The following is a 16,404-nucleotide window of genomic DNA, read 5'->3' on the forward strand; positions in this document are numbered from 1 at the left end:
AGAGCCAGGGATCCGGTCAGCCGAGCCGAAGAAGGTTCATCCGGTAGTCCTCGACCTGAGGGAGCTGCAACTCGGCCATCGTCGCGATCATCACCCGGTACTCCTCCGGCAGCCCGTCGTGGACCTCGGCAGGCAGGGTGGTGAACGTGTGCGAGCCGAGCAGCCGAGTTCCCGGGCGCCAGTCCTCGATGATCCGCGGGTCGGGGCAGTTCCAGCGCAGTCGCGCCGCGACCTTGCCGAGAGCGTCGTGGCTGTCCTGGGTGTCGATCATGCCGGGACCGGTGGTGTCGACAGCGAGCAGCGCGCCCGGGAAGCGCTCCGCGAGCACGTCGACGACGTGCCGTACCTCCTGCTCGGCCAGGTAGCTGAGCACCGCCTCCGCGGCCAGGAAGTACGGGCCGCCGGTGGTCAGCGCTGCGGTGGTCCACTCGTCGTCCAGCACGGAGCCGGCGAGCATCCGGCGACGGGAGCTGTCGGTGAAGAACGTCCGGCGGAGCTCGATGACGTCGGGCAGGTCGAGCTCCCACCACCGGGCACGGCCGTTGTCGGTGCGCTCGTAGCGGGTGTTGAGCCCGGCGCCGATCTCCACCACCGTCGCGTCCGGGTGCTCGGCCAGGAAATCGCGCGTCCAGTGGTCGAACAGGTTCGTGCGCAGGACGCTGCCGATCAGGCTCGACCCGCCGTCGAACCGCGTGAAGTCGTAGTCGATCGCGGCCACCATGGCCTCGGCCAGCGGATCGCGCAGCACGGCTTCGGGTTTGCGACTCTCCACGGCCCGTCCGTACAGCGGGATCAGCAGCGTCTCCTGCACCGTGCCCAGGCGAACGCCTTGCTCCGACGATGTCATGGCTGCAGCATACTGCTAAATGGTTATCGTTTTCATTGACGGGTCGATCAGTCGGCGAGCGCCGCCAGCACGCCCTCGCCGTACTTGGCGAGCTTGTTCTCCCCGATCCCGCTGATCCGGCCCAGCGCGGCCAGGTCGGCCGGCTTGCGCGTGGCGATCTCGCGCAGGGTGGCGTCGTGGAAGATCACGTAGGCGGGCACGCCCTGCTCGCGCGCGGTCGCGCCACGCCACTCGCGCAGCCGCTCGAACACCGGCGCCGCCTCGGCAGGCAGGTCGACCTGCGGCTTCGTCCCGCGGGAACGGGAGCGGGCGGCCTTCTTCGGTTCGCGGCGCATCATCACCTGGCGCTCGCCGCGCAGCACGGGGCGGCTCTCCTCGGTGAGCACGAACGTCTGGTAGTTGCCCTCCACGCTGAGCATCCCCTGCGCCATCAGCTGGCGGATCACGCCGCGCCACTCGGCCTCCGACAGGTCGGCGCCGACGCCGAAGACCGACAGCGAGTGGTGGTCGAACTGCTCCACCTTCTGCGTGCGCTTGCCCAGCAGGATGTCGATGATCTGGCCGGCGCCGAACTTCTGCCGGCGCTCGCGGTCGAGCCGGAACACCGTGGAGAGCACCTTCTGCGCGGCCACCGTGCCGTCCCACGACTCCGGTGGGGCCAGGCACGTGTCGCAGTTGCCGCACGGCTCGCCGGGCTGGCCGAAGTAGTTGAGCAGCTGCACCCGCCGGCACTGCACGGTCTCGCACAGCGCGAGCATGGCGTCGAGGTGCTGGGAGAGGCGGTGCTTGTGCGCGCGGTCGCCCTCCGAGTCGTCGATCATCTTCCGTTGCTGGACGACGTCGGCGAGCCCGTACGCCAGCCACGCCGTGGACGGCAACCCGTCGCGGCCGGCGCGCCCGGTCTCCTGGTAGTAGCCCTCGACGGACTTCGGCAGGTCCAGGTGCGCGACGAACCGAACGTCGGGCTTGTCGATGCCCATGCCGAACGCGATGGTCGCCACCATGACCACCCCGTCCTCGCGGAGGAAGCGGGCCTGGTTGGCGGCGCGGACGGGCGCGTCGAGCCCCGCGTGGTACGGCAGCGCGGGAATGCCCTGGGCGACCAGGAACTCCGCGGTCTGCTCCACGGACTTGCGCGAGAGGCAGTAGACGATGCCGGCGTCGCCCGGGTGCTCCGTGCGGATCAGGTCGAGCAGCTGACGGCGCGGCTCGTTCTTCGGCTCGATGCGGTACTGGATGTTGGGCCGGTCGAAGCTCGCCACGAAGTGCTTGGCGCTCTCCAGGTCGAGCCGCGTGGCGATCTCGGCGCGCGTGGCCGCGGTGGCGGTGGCGGTGAGCGCGATGCGCGGCACGTCCGGCCAGCGCTCGTGCAGGTGCGACAGCATCAGGTAGTCGGGCCGGAAGTCGTGGCCCCACTGGGACACGCAGTGCGCCTCGTCGATCGCGAACAGCGCGATCTTCCCGCGCTCCAGCAGCCGCACGGTGGACTCGACGCGCAGCCGCTCCGGGGCCAGGTAGAGCAGGTCCAGCTCGCCGGCGAGGAACTCCTGCTCGACGAGGCGGCGCTCGTCGAGGTCCTGCGTCGAGTTGAGGAACCCGGCCCGGACGCCGAGCGCGCGCAGGGCGTCGACCTGGTCCTGCATCAGCGCGATCAGCGGCGAGATCACCACACCCACGCCGGGCCGGACCAGCGCCGGGATCTGGTAGCAGAGCGACTTCCCGCCACCCGTGGGCATGAGCACCAGCGCGTCGCCCCCGCCGGCCACGTGCTCGACGATCTCCGCCTGGTCACCACGGAACGCGTCGTAGCCGAACACGCGGCGCAGGACGTCGAGCGGGGTGGCGGCAGTGTCGGGGAGCACATCGCCAGGGTAGGCCCGGGGCCCGACAGCGCGGGCCCGAACCCCGGACCTCACACACCGCGCGGCCACGCACGTCCGACCCCGGCGAGCCGCCCACGGGCCACTGGGGAAGATGTGCCCGTGACGACGGACGCCTCCGCACCTGATCAGGTGCCGGATCCGGTGAAGGACACCCGCCAGCCCGTGGTGACCTCGTTGGGCATCATCCTGGGCTTCCTGCTGAACTTCCTCGCCCAGTGGGCGGTCCGTGACGACGGCGAGGCCGTGGTGCGCGACGCGACCGACTGGGTCATCGTGATCACGATGAGCGTCGCGATCACGCTGATGATCGTGGTGCTGTTCCGCACCCTCAGCGCGGCGTACGAGGTGGCGGATTCGGTGCGGCGCTACCGCCTCAGCTTCCGCATGTACGTGGTCGCGATCAGCCTGGTGTTCCTGGGGATGGGCGTCTCGCTGTTCGTGTGACCGGGCCGGCCGAGGCCGACCCGGTCACACCGTCATCCCACCGAGAGCACGGTGCCGGCGGCGACCGTGCGGCCGCCCTCGCGCACCGCGAAGCCGAGACCCGGCTCGACGGCCGCGGGGGAGCCGAGCACGACGCCCACCTCCACCGTGTCGCCGGGCGCGGCCGGCGTGGCCAGCACGAGCCGGCCGGGCACGTCCGCCGTCCGCAGGAAGAACTGCGGCCGGTACCCGTCGACGACGGGCTTGTGCCGCCCGCCCTCGGCCTCCGTGAGCAGGTACAGCCGCGCTGTGAACGACGCGTGCGCCGCGACCGTGCCGGGCGCCGCGAGCACCATCCCGCGCCGCAGCTGGTCCCGGTCCACCCCGCGGAGCAGGAGGGCGGCGTTGTCGCCGGCCTCGCCGCGGTCCATCGGCTTGCCGAACGTCTCCACTCCGGTGACGACCGCGGAGAAGCCGGCACCGATGGCCTCGACGGTGTCGCCGACCGCGACCGTGCCGCGCTCGATCGCCCCGGTCGCGACTGTGCCGCGGCCGGTCACGGTGAGCACGTTCTCCACGGGCAGCAGGAACGGCCCGTCGAGGTCGCGCGGCGGCAGGGGCACGTGCTCGTCGACGGCGGCGAGCAGCTCCAGCACCGACGCGACCCACACCGGGTCACCCTCGAGCGCCCGCAGCCCGGAGGTGCGGACGATCGGGGAACCCGGGTAGCCGTGCTCGGCGAGCAGCTCGGAGAGCTCGAGCTCGACGAGCTCCAGCAGCTCCGCGTCGGCGTCGTCGGCCTTGTTGAGCGCCACGACGAGGTGCTCGACGCCCACGCGCCGCGCGAGCAGCACGTGCTCGCGGGTCTGCGGCATGATCCCGTCCTGCGCCGACACCACCAGCACGGCGCCGTCCAGCTGCGCCGCCCCGGTGATCATGTTCTTCACGTAGTCGGCGTGGCCCGGCATGTCGACGTGCGCGTAGTGCCTGGTCGGGGTCTCGTACTCGACGTGCGAGATCGTGATCGTGATGCCGCGGCGGGTCTCCTCCGGCGAGCGGTCGATCCGCTCGAACGGCGTGTACTTCGCGCCGCCCTGCTCGGCGAGCACCTTGGTGATCGCCGCGGTGAGGGTGGTCTTGCCGTGGTCGACGTGCCCCATGGTGCCGATGTTGAGGTGCGGCTTCGATCGCACGTAGGCCTGCTTGGCCATGATCGCTTTCCCTGTGTGCTCCGGTCCTGTGACCCCGCGGTCGGGCGACCCCCGCCCACGGGGTCACCTCAGGACTGGTGGGAGGGGGTCAGCGCTCGGCGCGATCCAGGTAGCGGGCCATGTCGACGATCATCCACCACGCGGCAACGGGTTTAGCGCTCTCTCACTGGTACGAGACGAACACCGGCCGCGTCGGGCCGACCGCCATCGTCTGCGCGGGCGTGAACGTCGGCGAGTCCTCGTCGATGAAGTTCTTCCAGCCCCACCGGATGCCGGCCGGTGCGGCGGCGTGCAGCGCCGTCCAGGTGGCGAACTTCAGCGCCGGTGTGCCGAACCCGTCGGCGTGCACGACCACGGCGAGCTCGTCGTTGCCCGTGTCGAGGCGTTCCCGGCCGGCGATCATCGACGTGCGGAACTGGTGCAGCATCACCAGCTTCTGCGGCAGCGCCCGCTCGCGGGTGAGCTGCGCGAGCCAGCCGATCACGGCGTTGACCTCGTCGATCCCGACGGACCCGATCTGCGTGCGGTGCACCTGCGCGGGCCCCAACCGCCACTCCGGGTCGAGCGCCAGCCCGACGTGCGGCTCGGCGAGCAGCTCGGCGTAGCGACCGGCCTGGGTGAGGAAGTCGGTGCGCCCGGGCTGCAGGTCCAGCACCACGTACATGCCGGCCGCGCCGGCCGCGTCCACCCACGGTCGCAGCTGCGCCACGGTCGCCTCCGCGGAGTAGTCGCCGTCCGGGCCGGGTGCGGAGGAGGCGACGGTCGCGATCAGCTCGAACGCCGGCACGACGGGCTCGCCGGCCACCGGCGCGTACTGCGCGGCCAGGTCCTGCGCCCGGCGTACGGCGCCGGTGACGTCCTGCTCGCCGAGCACCCCCAGCGCCGGGGCACCGGGGTGGCCGTAGAGCGCCACCATGGTGCGGCCGGGGAAGAGCACCTGCCCGCCGCCGGGGAGCTGCCGGCCGGCGCTGCTCGTCGCGAGCCGGGCGGCCAGCCGCTCGGGTGGGCCGAACGATGCGCCCAACGCGACGACGTGCCCGGCCGTCCCGGGGGACGGGCTGGTGCGCGGATCGCCGCCGGGCACCGTGCCTGCTCGGGCCCCGGCGGCCCGCGCCACCGCGACCGCCCCGGCCTGCCCGGGTGCGCCGTCACTGAGGACGAGCAGGTCGGCGGGCTGGGTCGGCGCCACGACGGGCAGCCGGTCGGCCGACGGCACGGCGGCCAGCCCGGTGGACGCCGCCCAGCGCGCTGCGCCCGAGCCGGCGGCCCATACGGTCGCTGCGCCGAGCCGCGTCAGCTCGGCGCGGATCCCGGCCGGGTCGCCCGCGGCAGGGACGGGGAACACGGGGATCCCGCGACGGGCGCCTTCCGCCAGGACGTTCGGCGTGGCCGGGTCGCCCTCGCCGACGACGACGGCGGCGGGGGAGCGGCGCAGCAGCTGCCGGCTCGTCGCCACGGCCAGGGCACCCGGGTCCTCCTCGGTGAGGACGACGATCGGGCGGTCCGGTAGCGCAGCGACCACGGCCGGTGCCGGGGGTGCGGAACGCCGCGCGGACGTCGCCTTCGGCCCGGCGGAGGCGCCGGTGGCCATGATCGCGAGCGCCGTCGCGATCGTCACCGCCGTCCGTGCCCGCAGCGCCACCACCCCCTGTGACGGACCGTATGCCATCAGCAACCGCAATGGGCGGTCCCGCGCCGTGCAGCGCGATGAGGCCGGAGATCTGGGGCACCTACCCCGCCATGCGCGGCACACGCGGCGCCGACCGGCTGGTGAGCGACCGACCGACGAGCAGGACGGTGCCGATGCCGGCCAGCGCGAGCACCGGCACCACCACCGGGATCGGCAGGTGCTCGGCCAGCGCACCGGCGGCGGCGAACCCGAGCCCCTGGGTGACCATCATGCCGCCGCTCAGCAGCGTGAACGTCCGGCGCCGCACGTCGTCCGGGATCGTCGCGACGGCGATCTGGTCCAGCCCGATCATGTAGCTGCTGCCGAGCCCGCCCAGCACGAGGAGCGCGATCGCCAGCGGCAGCGACGGTTCGATCCCGAACCCGAGCACCGGCACGAACGCGAACGCCGCGATCGGCACGACCAGTCGGGTGCGCCGGTCGGCCGGCAGCAGGGTGCCGGCGAGCACCTCGCCCAGCACCGCCCCGACGGGCAGGCCGGCAAGCAGGAGGCCGACTGCGACCGGACCGCCGTCGATCAGGTGGGAGTACGGCACGGCCACTGCCTCCGGCGCCACCGCGAAGAAGGGCGGCAGCCACGTCATCGCGAGGACCGGCCGGATCCCCGGGACGGCGAGCAGCCGGCGCAGCCCGTCCAGCACGCCGTGCGATGCCGCTTCCGCTGCCGTCGGCAGGTGCCGGCGGGTGCCCACGAGCAGGACGAGCGCCGCCAGCGCGTGCCCTGCGGCGGCAGCGGCGAGCGCCTGTGCCGGCGTCACGAACACGAGGGCGACGCCGCCCGCGGCGAACCCCACGAGCTGCGCGTTCTGCCCGATCATCCGCAGCAGCGACCGCCCGTACGGGAAGCCGGTGGTGCCGAGGAGCTCGGGCAGCGTCGCCGCCCTGGTCCCGGTGAAGATCGGGTCGATGAAGCCCTTGGTGGCGAGCAGGATCAGCACCACGGCGACGGGCGTGCCCGGCACCGCCATCAACGCGACCAGGCAGGCGACCACGAGCTCCGTGACCACCAGGACGTCGCGGGCCGGATGGGTCCGGCCGACCCCGCCGAACAGGACGGAGCCGATGCCCATCGGCACGAACCCGACCGCGAACGTGACCGCCGACAGCAGCGGTGACCCCGTGCGCTGGTAGACGAGCACGGCGAGCGACACGTCGGCCAGGATGATCGCGAGCATGGTCAGGACGTGAGCGCCGAGCATCGCGCGGAACTCGGCATGGCCCAGGACGGTGCGGTAGGACGTCACGGCGGGAATGGTCGGGTACCGGCGGAGCAGCTCGCGAACCCTTCGTCCACAATCGAAACGTGGCTCTCGACCTGCGACTCGGACCCGTCGACGTCACGGGCATCCGGTTCGCCCGGTCGCCGATGTGGGAGACCATGGAGGCGACGCGCACCGTGCGCGAACCGCTGCGGCAGGCGTACCACCTGTCCTGGCTGCGCGCGGTCGACGTCGACGCCTGCGCCGACGCGCTGGCCGTGCTCGAACCCCTCACACCGCGTGGCGGAAACCAACCGGACTTCCTGATCCCCATCCCGTCCGGCCCCACGACGACCATCGAGGACGACCTCGCCGCCGTCGCAGCGATCCCGATCGACATCGTCGTGGCCGAGCTGGAGCGGTCCCTGCACGCGCCGCAGGCCTCCGACCAGGTGCGGGCCGGTGTGCGCGCACTGCTCGCCGACCCCGGACACAGCCTCGAGCGCATCGTCGCGGCGCAGCGCTCCTGCTGGGACCACCTCGTCCGGCCGTACTGGCCGGCCATCGACGACCTCCTCGCCGCCGACATCGCCCACCGCGCCGCGCAGCTGGCCAGCGGCGGGCTGGCCGCCGTCATCGACGGGCTGCACCCGTCCATCAGCTGGAGCGACGGCGTGCTCGTGTTCGGCGGCAACTACCACGGCGCCACCGACGAGGTGCGCGGCCGCGGGCTGGTGCTCATGCCGGGGGTGTTCACGTGGCCGCACACCGTGGCCGCGACCGATCCGCCATGGCAACCGACCGTCGTCTACCCCGCCCGGGGCGTCGGCACGCTGTGGCCGCCCGGCAGCAGGCGCACGCCCGGCGCGCTCGGCGAGCTGCTCGGCGCGTCCCGGGCGCGGCTCCTCGTCGCCCTGGACGAGGAGGCGTCCACCTCGGTGCTCGCCCGCCGCGTCGGCCTCGGCCTGCCCACGACGTCCGAGCACCTGCGGGTGCTGCGCGCCGCGGGCCTCGTCACCGCTCGCCGTGCCGGCCGGGAGGTGCGCCACCGCCGCACGGCCCTCGGCGCCGCACTGGCCGGCGCGTGAGCCCGCCGCGACAGTCCCGGCGAGTTGCCCGGTTCGGGACGGCGAGTTGCCCGGTTCGGGACGGCGAGTTGCCCGGTCCCCGGCTCAGGTGATGCTGGACCGCCAGGCCGCGTGGAGGTCGGCGAAGTCGCCGTCCTCGCCCAGCAGCTCGGTGGGGGAGCCGTCCTGGACGACCCGGCCGTCGGCGAGCACCAGCACGCGGTCGGCGATGAGCACCGTGGACAGGCGGTGGGCGATGATCAGGGCGGTGCGGCCCGCCAGTACCGTCTCCAGCGCCTGCTGCACCGCTCGTTCGGACGGCACGTCGAGCGACGACGTGGCCTCGTCGAGCAGCACGACCGCGGGATCGGCGAGGATGACCCGCGCCAGCGAGACGAGCTGGCGCTGGCCGGAGGAGAGCCGGCCCCCGCGCTTGCGCACGTCCGTGTCGAAGCCGTCCGGCAGCGCCTCGACGAACGTCCGAGCCCCGACGGCGTCGGCGGCCGCGACGATCTCGGCGCGCGTGGCGTCGGGGCGGCCCATCGCGATGTTCTCGGCCACCGTCCCCGAGAACAAGAACGACTCCTGCGTGATCATCACCAGTGCCCGGCGGAGGTCGGCGTCGGCGATGTCGCGCAGGTCGGTGCCGTCGAGCCGGACCGCGCCCTCGGTGGGGTCGTAGAACCGGGCCGCGAGCTTCGCGATCGTCGACTTGCCGGCCCCGGTGGCGCCCACCATCGCGACCGACTGCCCGGCCGGGATGCGCAGATCGAACGTCGGCAGCACGACGCGGTCGGGTGCGCGCTGGTACGCGAAGCCGACGCGGTCGAACTCCAGCTCGCCGCGCACGGGCGCCGGCAGCGCCACGGGCACGGCCGGTTCGGGCACGCCCGGCGCGGTGTCGAGCACGGTCGCGATCTTCTCCAGCGCCGCCGCTGCCGACTGGTAGGAGTTGAAGAACTGCGCGAGCTCGTCCAGCGGGTCGTAGAAGCGCCGCAGGTAGAGCAGGAACGCCGTCAGCGCGCCGAGCTCCAGCGCCCCGCCCAGCACCCGGGCCGCGCCCAGCGCCAGCACCACTGCCAGCGTCACGTTGCCGACGAGCCGGATGGCGCCGGTGTACCAGGCGAGGGTGCGGAACGCCTCGGCGTTGGCGTCGCGGTAGTCGGTGGCGAGCACCTCCATGATCTCGTCGTTGCGCTGCTCCCGCCGGTACGCCGCGACCGCCCGGATCCCGTTCATGGACTCGACGAACTGGACGATGAGCCGGGCGACGGTGGTGCGGGTGCGCCGGTAGCTGGCGCGCGAGCTGCGCTGGAACCACCGGGTGAGCAGCAGGAGCGGCACGAACCCGCCGAGCACGATCAGGGCCAGCACGGGGTCGAGCCACAGCAGCAGCACCGCGATGCCGGCCACCGACAGCAGTGCTCCGATGAGCCCGTCGAGGCCCTTCTCGAGCATGTCGGCGAGCGAGTCGACGTCGCTGGTCATGCGGGAGATGAGCCGGCCGGAGGTGAACGACTCGTGGAAGTCCAGCGACAGCCGTTGCCCGTGCCGGAAGACCCGGCGGCGCACGTCGAGGAGCACGTCCTGGCTGACGCGGCCCGCGAGGAGGGTGAACACCGCGTGCAGGCCGGCACCGGCCAGCCCGGCCGCGGCGTACCCCACGATGCCGACGGTGAGCGGACCCGCGTCCCCGGCGAGCGCCGCCGGGATGCCGGTGTCGATCGCGAAGGCCACGAGCAGCGGGCCGGCCAGCAGCAGCCCGACCTCGCCGATCTGCAGGAGCAACGCCAGCGCGACGGCGAGGCGGTGCGGCCGGATCAGGTCGGTGACGAGCGCGCGGGCCCGTCGCTGCATCCGCAGCCCGGCCGTGCGGCCGACGACGTCGACCTCCTCCTGGGTGGCCTGGTCGGCGACACCTTCCCAGGCGGTCACGTCCGAAGTCACGTCCGAACCTCCTCGTCCGAGGCCTCCAGGCTGGACATGAGCGCCCGGTACGCGGGATCGGTGGCGAGCAGCTCGCGGTGCGTGCCGACGGCCGCGATCCGCCCGTCGACGAGCATCGCGACGCGGTCGGCGAGCTGCACCGTGGACGGGCGGTGGGCCACGACCAGCGCGGTGACCCCGGTGGGCCGCCCGCGCTCGGGATCGGGCCCGAGCACCCGCCGGAGCGCGGCCTCCACCTCGGCCTCGGTGTGCACGTCCAGGGCGGACAGCGGATCGTCCAGCACGAGCACGGGCGGATGCCCGAGCACCGCCCTGGCCAGCGCCAGCCGTTGCCGCTGACCGCCGGAAAGCGCGAGGCCCTGCTCGCCGATCCGGGTGTCGAGACCCCAGCGCAGGGCGGCGACGAACCCGTCGGCGCTGGCGACGCGCAGCGCCTCCCAGATGTCCTCGTCGGACGCGTCCGGCATGCCGAGTGCGACGTTCTCGCGCACGCTGGCCGAGATGAGCACCGCGTCCTCGAACGCCGTCGCGACGGTCCGGCGCAGGTCGGCCAGACGCAGGTCGCGCACGTCGATCCCGTCGACGGTGACGCTGCCGGAGGTGACGTCGTAGAGCCGGGGGACGAGCGCGACGAGCGTGGTCTTGCCCGACCCGGTGGCGCCCACCAGTGCCATCGTCTCGCCGGCCGGCACGGTCAGGTCCACACCGTCGAGCACCGGCCGGTCCCCGTCCGGGTAGGTGAACCTGACGTCGCGCAGCACCAGCTCGCCGCGCACCGGCGTCGGCAGGGCGACCGGTGCGGCGGGATCCACGATGTCGGGCAGCACGTCGCGCACCTCGATGTAGCGCCGGGTGGCCGCAGCGGCGTTGCTCGCCTCGGCGAGCAGCCAGCCCAGCGACTGGATGGGCCAGGCCAGGTAGGTGAGCACCGTGACGACGGCGACGAGCGTGCCGAGCGTCATCGCCCCCTGCGCGACGCCGTACGCGCCGATCGCGAGCACGACGGCGATCGTCAGCTCGGGCATCGACATCACCCACAGCCACAGCCACGCCAGCAGCCGGATCTTCACCAGCTCCGTGCCGCGCAGCTCGCGCGCGTCGGCCAGGAACCGCCGGGCCAGCGTGCGGCCACGGCCGAACGACTTGAGCACGCGGATGCCCAGCGCCGACTCCTCGACGAGGGTGGCGAGGTCGCCGGCCTGGTCCTGCGCCCGCCGGGCCGCCGCGGAGAACCGCCGCTCCAGCGACCTCGTCGCGACGATCGTGGGGAGCGACAGCACCGCGACGATCAGCCCGATCCAGGGCGACAGCCAGACCAGCACGAGGATGCCGGCCACCCCGGCCACCACGTTGATCACGAGGAACAGCCCCGCGAAGGCGACGAACCAGCGGATCGTGGTGAGGTCGGAGGAGATGCGCGACATCAGCTGGCCCGACGGCCAGCCGTCGTGGAACGACACCGGCAGCCGCTGCAGGTGCCGGTAGAGGTCCATGCGCATGGCCTTCTCGACGTCGTTGGCCGGGCCGGCCACGAGCATGCGCCGCACGGCGATCAGCACGGCCTCGGCGATGCCGAGCGCCACCACCCCGGCCACCAGCCACGGCAGCGCGGAGAGGTCGCCGTGCCCGATCGGCCCGTCGACGATCTCGCGGGTGACCAACGGCATGGCCAGGCCGGCGAGCGTGGCCGTTAGCGCGGCGAGCCCGCCACCGATGAAGGCGGCGCGCCACGGCGCGACGTAGGGTGCGAGCCGGCGCAGCGTTGCGAGTGGGACGCGGGCGCCGGCAGTGGGATCATCGGGTGGGGAATGATCAGGGCTGCTCATGGCTTGACCCACCGTACGAAGCTGGACGGCGCGCTGCATGCGAGTTTCGGCTGCAGAGGTGGGTGCACCCGCACCACGCTCGCGCTTCGACCCGGGTCGAGGTCAAGCCGGACCAGCTCTGTCGAGGACGAAGGACGTGCACAAGGTGACCGGTGGGGCAACACTGCGGATCGGGTACAAGGCGTCGGCCGAGCAGTTCGGGCCGCGCGAGCTCGTCGAGTTCGGGGTACGTGCGGAGGAGGTCGGGCTCGACTCCGCCGTGGTCTCCGACCACTTCCTCCCGTGGCGCCACAACGGCGGGCACGCCCCGTTCGCCCAGGCGTGGCTCACGGCCGTGGGAGAGCGGACGTCGCGGATCATGCTGGGCACGTCGGTGCTGACCCCGACGTTCCGCTACAACCCGGCCGTGCTGGCCCAGACCTGGGCCACGTACGGGCTGCTCTACCCCGGCCGCGTGATGCTCGGGGTCGGCACCGGCGAGGCGCTCAACGAGATCGCCGTGTCGGGCCGGGAGTGGCCGGAGTTCAAGGAGCGCTACGCACGGCTGCGCGAGTCGATCAAGCTGATGCGCGAGCTGTGGAGCGGCGAGACGGTGAACTTCGACGGCGAGTACTACAAGACCGTCGACGCCACCATCTACGACATCCCGGAGCAGCAGATCCCGATCTACATCGCGGCCGGCGGTCCGCAGATGGCCAAGTACGCCGGCCGCGCCGGCGAGGGCTTCATCTGCACGTCGGGCAAGGGCATGGACCTCTACACCGAGAAGCTCATGCCGGCCGTCGCCGAGGGCGCCGAAGCCGCGGGGAAGAAGCTCGACGACGTCGACCGCATGATCGAGATCAAGATGTCCTACGACCGCGACCCCGAGGCGGCGCTGGAGAACACCCGCTTCTGGGCCCCGCTGTCGCTGACGGCGGAGCAGAAGCACACCGTCGGCTCGGCCGTCGAGATGGAGCGGCTGGCCGACGAGCTGCCCATCGAGCAGGTCGCGAAGCGGTGGATCGTCGCCTCCGACCCGGACGAGGCCGTCGCCCAGATCAAGCCGTACCTCGACGCGGGGCTCAACCACCTCGTGTTCCACGGCCCCGGCCAGGACCAGGAGCGCTTCCTCACCCAGCTCACCGAGGACGTGGTGCCTCGCCTGCGCGACCTGTGACAGTGGTCGGCCGGGCTGGCCCGGCCGACCGCTCACGGCTGCACGTCGTGGACCTCGCCCGTCGCCATCGCGCGCAGCTTGTCGGGGTTGGCGACGTTGTGCACGACGGCGATGCGGCCGTCGGCGTCCAGCTCGACGGTGAGGGTGGCGATCACCCGCCCGGCGCCGGTGAAGACCAGGCCGGGCCCACCGTTGATGTCGACGAGGTCGACGGCCATGTCGTGGATCTCGACGCCCTCGTACGGGCGGCTGGCGACGCCGACGAGCCAGGCGGCCACGCGGTGCGCGCCCTCGATGGGCCGGGTGGCCTGGCGGACCTTGCCGCCGCCGTCGGTCCACAGGGTGACGTCGGGGGCGAGCAGGTCCATCAGGGTGTTGATGTCGCCGCCGGTGGCGGCGGCGAGGAACCGCTCGGTCGCCTTCGTCCGGCGGTCCGGGTCGTCCTGGAAGCGGGGGCGGCGGGCCTGCACGTGGTTGCGGGCGCGGTGGGCGATCTGGCGGACCGCGGCCTCCGAGCGCTCCACCGCCGTCGCGATCTCGCTGTAGTCGAAGGCGAAGACCTCCTTGAGCACGAACACGGCGCGCTCGAGCGGGCTGAGCGTCTCCAGCACGACGAGCATCGCCAGCGAGACCGAATCGGCGGCGTCGACGGTGGCGCCCGCGTCCGTGCTGGTGGTGCGGATCGGCTCCGGGAGCCACGGGCCCACGTAGGTCTCGCGCTGGTGGCGCGTGGACCGGAGCCGATCCATGGCCAGGTTGGTGGCGATGCGCGCCAGGTAGGCCTTCGGGTCGGCGACCTGGCTGCGGTCGGCGGCCGACCACTTGAACCACGCGTCCTGCACGACGTCCTCGGCGTCGGCGGCCGTGCCGAGGACCCGGTAGGCCACGGAGAACAGGAAGCGGCGGTGCTCGGCGAAGGTCTCCTGGTCGTCGGCCACGTCAGGCGGTCCGGGTCGCCGCGCCGCCGCGCCGCCACATCAGCAGCGTCACCGCCGGGATCCGCTTCATGACGCCGAAGGTCTGCCACGGGCTCGCGCTCACGGCCTCCTTGTAGGCGACCGCCCAGCGGCCGGTCAAGCAGAACCGGCCCGGCGTGTCGTCGGCGCGGGTGAACTGGATGACCGCGTCGCGGCGGCCGATGCTGACCGGCTGGTGGAAGTAGCCGAAGCGGAACGGGCGCGCCGGCTTGCCGGCGAGGACGCGGGCGATGGTGCGCGCCGCGTGCGCCGCGGTGGGGATGCCGCTCTGGCAGGTGCCGTGCAGCACACCGAAGCCCTGGCGGACCGCGGCCGCGTCGCCGACGGCGAACACGTCGGGGTGCGACACCGACCGCAACGAGGGGTCGGTGACGATGCGGCCGCGCTCGTCGACCTCCAGCCCCGCGGCCGCGGCCAGCGGCGACACCCGCACCCCCGTGGTCCACAGCACGGCGTCGGCCGGGAGGTGGGTGCCGTCGGCGAGGTCCACGCCGTGGTCGAGCACCTTCACCACCTCGGCGCCGGTGTGGGACTGCACGCCGAGCCGGTCCAGCCCGCGGTGCAGGTAGGCGCGTGCCCGCGGTCCCATCATGGCTCCGGGCTCGTCGCGGCCGAGCAGGTGCACGGCCAGGCCCGGGTGCTGCTCGGCGATCTCGGCGGCGGCCTCGACCCCGGTCAGCCCGTTCCCGACGACGACGACCGGGGCGCCGTCGGGCAGCGTCGTGAGGCGCTGGGCGAGCAGTCCGGCGTCGTGGGCGCCGTCCAGGGTGAAGGCGTGGGTGTCGGCACCGGGGACGGTGCTCGTGTCGCTGACCGCGCCGAGCGCGTGGACGAGCACGTCGTAGCCGAGCACCCGCTCGTCGTCGACCCGCACGGTGTGCGCGTCGGCGTCGATGGCGGTGACCCAGCCCTGGACGAACTCGATGCCGGTGCCGTCGAGCATGGTCGGGATGTCGAGGACGGCGAGGTCCTGACCGGAGGCGGTCTGGTGCAGCCGCAGCCGCTCGGTGAACCGCGCGTCCGGGTTGACCAGGGTGACGTGGACGTCGCCGCGACCGCGCACGCGCGCGGCCACGCCGAGCGCTGCCGTCATGCCCGTGTAGCCGGCGCCGAGGACGAGGACGTTGGTCATGGGGTGCTCCCTTGTTCCGAGGTGACAAACCCCAGACGTAGGCAGGCAGCCCGTCTGTGACATCGCGGCGGAAAAATCTTGCCGGACCGCGATCTCCCCTGATCAGCGCAGGTACGGAGACCCGGACTAGCGGAACGACCCCGGGATCGAGCCACCGGCCACCAGCCGGCGGGTGCCGCCGCGGGTGGCGCCGTGCAGCCTCGGCAGCTGCACCGCCGAGCGGGGCATCGGGCTGCGCGCCCGCAGGACCGGCCAGGCGGGGGCGGGCGGCAGCAGGCCGTCGAGGCCACTGCTGGCCGGGCCGAGGCTGGACCGCAGCAGTTCCTGGAACTCGTCGTACTCCGCGACCGCGGCACCGACGTCGCCCTCGGCGAGCAGTGCCTCGATGAGCGCGCGCCGCGCGCTCTCCCGGCTCGGCGCGGACCGCACGACGATGCGGGCGAGCTCGACGGCCTCGTCGGCGCGGTCCTCCGCGGAGAGGTGCAGGCTGCGGTCCTCGAGTGCGTGCAGTCGCAGCTGGCGGAAGCGCTCCCGCTCGACGGCGATCCAGGCGGCGTTCCAGTCGGGCAGGATGTCGCAGGTCAGTGGGGTGATGTCGGGCTCGTCCGACGCGGGGATCTCGGGCAGGGCCCGGATCAGCGCCATGGCGTCGGCGAGGTCGACCTCGACCGCGGCGGCCAGCTCGAGCGGCGCATCGGCGGTGTCGTGCGGGTCCTCGGCGAGCACGCCGGGTACGTCGATCGACTCGACCGCCTCGGTCAGCGCGCGCAGCGCGGTGGCGCGCGGCACCCCCGGCCACAGGTCGGCGGCCAGCGCCGGGCGCGGCTGCGGCCGCGGGTGCACCGCGAGGTAGGCCACCACGCGGCGGGCGTCCACACCCAACGGTACGGAGACACCGTCGACGGAAAGGGTGAAGGAGCCCAGCACGGACACGCGCACCGTGCCCGCCGTCCGAAGTCGTCGTTGATCGTCAGACATGATTGCCCCGGGTTCGGTATTCCATGTGTGTGGACTCGCCTGTGCCCCGAGTGGGCCGAGCCGCGG

Annotated in this window: 13 protein-coding genes; 3 read left to right on the plus strand and 10 right to left on the minus strand. The window is 73.2% G+C overall.

Annotation, left to right across the window (positions count from 1 at the left end; all coding sequences use genetic code 11):
- Positions 1–16: 16 nt before the first annotated feature.
- Together ACQEVB_RS25920 and recQ are read right to left on the minus strand one after the other, a co-directional pair.
- Entirely contained in the window at positions 17–847 is an 831-nt protein-coding gene (locus tag ACQEVB_RS25920) for a class I SAM-dependent methyltransferase (RefSeq protein ID WP_432976176.1), read from the minus strand.
- Between the two features lie 47 nt (positions 848–894).
- Complete coding sequence (gene recQ, locus ACQEVB_RS25925) at positions 895–2,709, minus strand: DNA helicase RecQ (RefSeq protein WP_432976179.1); 1,815 nt, start codon at positions 2,707–2,709, stop codon at positions 895–897.
- Positions 2,710–2,829: 120 nt separating this feature from the next.
- Here recQ and ACQEVB_RS25930 point away from each other — a divergent pair, with 120 nt between their 5' ends.
- A complete protein-coding gene (locus ACQEVB_RS25930; protein WP_432976182.1) occupies positions 2,830–3,174 on the plus strand; it encodes a hypothetical protein in 345 nt (114 codons plus the stop codon).
- Between the two features lie 32 nt (positions 3,175–3,206).
- Here ACQEVB_RS25930 and tuf read toward each other — a convergent pair whose 3' ends face one another.
- The 3 genes from tuf to ACQEVB_RS25945 all read right to left on the minus strand — a co-directional run bounded on the left by tuf (position 3,207) and on the right by ACQEVB_RS25945 (position 7,297).
- The gene (tuf, locus tag ACQEVB_RS25935) at positions 3,207–4,364 is read right to left on the minus strand and encodes an elongation factor Tu (RefSeq protein WP_432976185.1); all 1,158 of its coding nucleotides are present in this window, start codon (positions 4,362–4,364) and stop codon (positions 3,207–3,209) included.
- Positions 4,365–4,527: 163 nt separating this feature from the next.
- Positions 4,528–6,033 carry a hypothetical protein gene (locus ACQEVB_RS25940; protein WP_432976188.1) on the minus strand — a complete coding sequence of 502 codons (1,506 nt, stop codon included), beginning with the start codon at positions 6,031–6,033 and terminating at the stop codon, positions 4,528–4,530.
- Positions 6,034–6,094: 61 nt separating this feature from the next.
- Positions 6,095–7,297, minus strand: a complete 1,203-nt coding sequence (locus ACQEVB_RS25945; RefSeq protein WP_432976191.1) for an MFS transporter — start codon at positions 7,295–7,297, stop codon at positions 6,095–6,097.
- 59 nt (positions 7,298–7,356) lie between these two features.
- Between ACQEVB_RS25945 and ACQEVB_RS25950 the strand changes: the two genes are divergently transcribed.
- On the plus strand, positions 7,357–8,340 hold the full coding sequence (locus ACQEVB_RS25950; RefSeq protein WP_432976194.1) for a DUF5937 family protein: 984 nt from the start codon (positions 7,357–7,359) through the stop codon (positions 8,338–8,340).
- Positions 8,341–8,424: 84 nt separating this feature from the next.
- Here the strand turns inward: ACQEVB_RS25950 and ACQEVB_RS25955 are convergent, their stop codons facing one another.
- Together ACQEVB_RS25955 and ACQEVB_RS25960 are read right to left on the minus strand one after the other, a co-directional pair.
- Positions 8,425–10,266, minus strand: a complete 1,842-nt coding sequence (locus ACQEVB_RS25955) for an ABC transporter ATP-binding protein (RefSeq protein ID WP_432976197.1) — start codon at positions 10,264–10,266, stop codon at positions 8,425–8,427.
- Positions 10,263–12,092, minus strand: a complete 1,830-nt coding sequence (locus tag ACQEVB_RS25960; RefSeq protein WP_432976200.1) for an ABC transporter ATP-binding protein — start codon at positions 12,090–12,092, stop codon at positions 10,263–10,265. Before ACQEVB_RS25960 ends, ACQEVB_RS25955 begins: the two co-directional genes overlap by 4 nt.
- A 136-nt stretch (positions 12,093–12,228) precedes the next feature.
- Between ACQEVB_RS25960 and fgd the strand changes: the two genes are divergently transcribed.
- Positions 12,229–13,251: a glucose-6-phosphate dehydrogenase (coenzyme-F420) gene (gene fgd / locus ACQEVB_RS25965; protein ID WP_432976203.1), complete on the plus strand. Its 1,023-nt coding sequence runs from the start codon at positions 12,229–12,231 to the stop codon at positions 13,249–13,251.
- Positions 13,252–13,283: 32 nt separating this feature from the next.
- Here fgd and ACQEVB_RS25970 read toward each other — a convergent pair whose 3' ends face one another.
- The 3 genes from ACQEVB_RS25970 to ACQEVB_RS25980 form a co-directional block, all read right to left on the minus strand.
- The gene (locus ACQEVB_RS25970; RefSeq protein ID WP_432976206.1) at positions 13,284–14,189 is read right to left on the minus strand and encodes an RNA polymerase sigma-70 factor; all 906 of its coding nucleotides are present in this window, start codon (positions 14,187–14,189) and stop codon (positions 13,284–13,286) included.
- Between the two features lies 1 nt (position 14,190).
- Positions 14,191–15,360 carry an NAD(P)/FAD-dependent oxidoreductase gene (locus tag ACQEVB_RS25975; protein ID WP_432976209.1) on the minus strand — a complete coding sequence of 390 codons (1,170 nt, stop codon included), beginning with the start codon at positions 15,358–15,360 and terminating at the stop codon, positions 14,191–14,193.
- A gap of 126 nt (positions 15,361–15,486) precedes the next feature.
- On the minus strand, positions 15,487–16,299 hold the full coding sequence (locus ACQEVB_RS25980; protein ID WP_432976212.1) for an AfsR/SARP family transcriptional regulator: 813 nt from the start codon (positions 16,297–16,299) through the stop codon (positions 15,487–15,489).
- Positions 16,300–16,404: the final 105 nt, after the last annotated feature.

The sequence above is a fragment of the Pseudonocardia sp. CA-107938 genome, from assembly GCF_050936315.1.
Lineage (GTDB): Bacteria > Actinomycetota > Actinomycetes > Mycobacteriales > Pseudonocardiaceae > Pseudonocardia.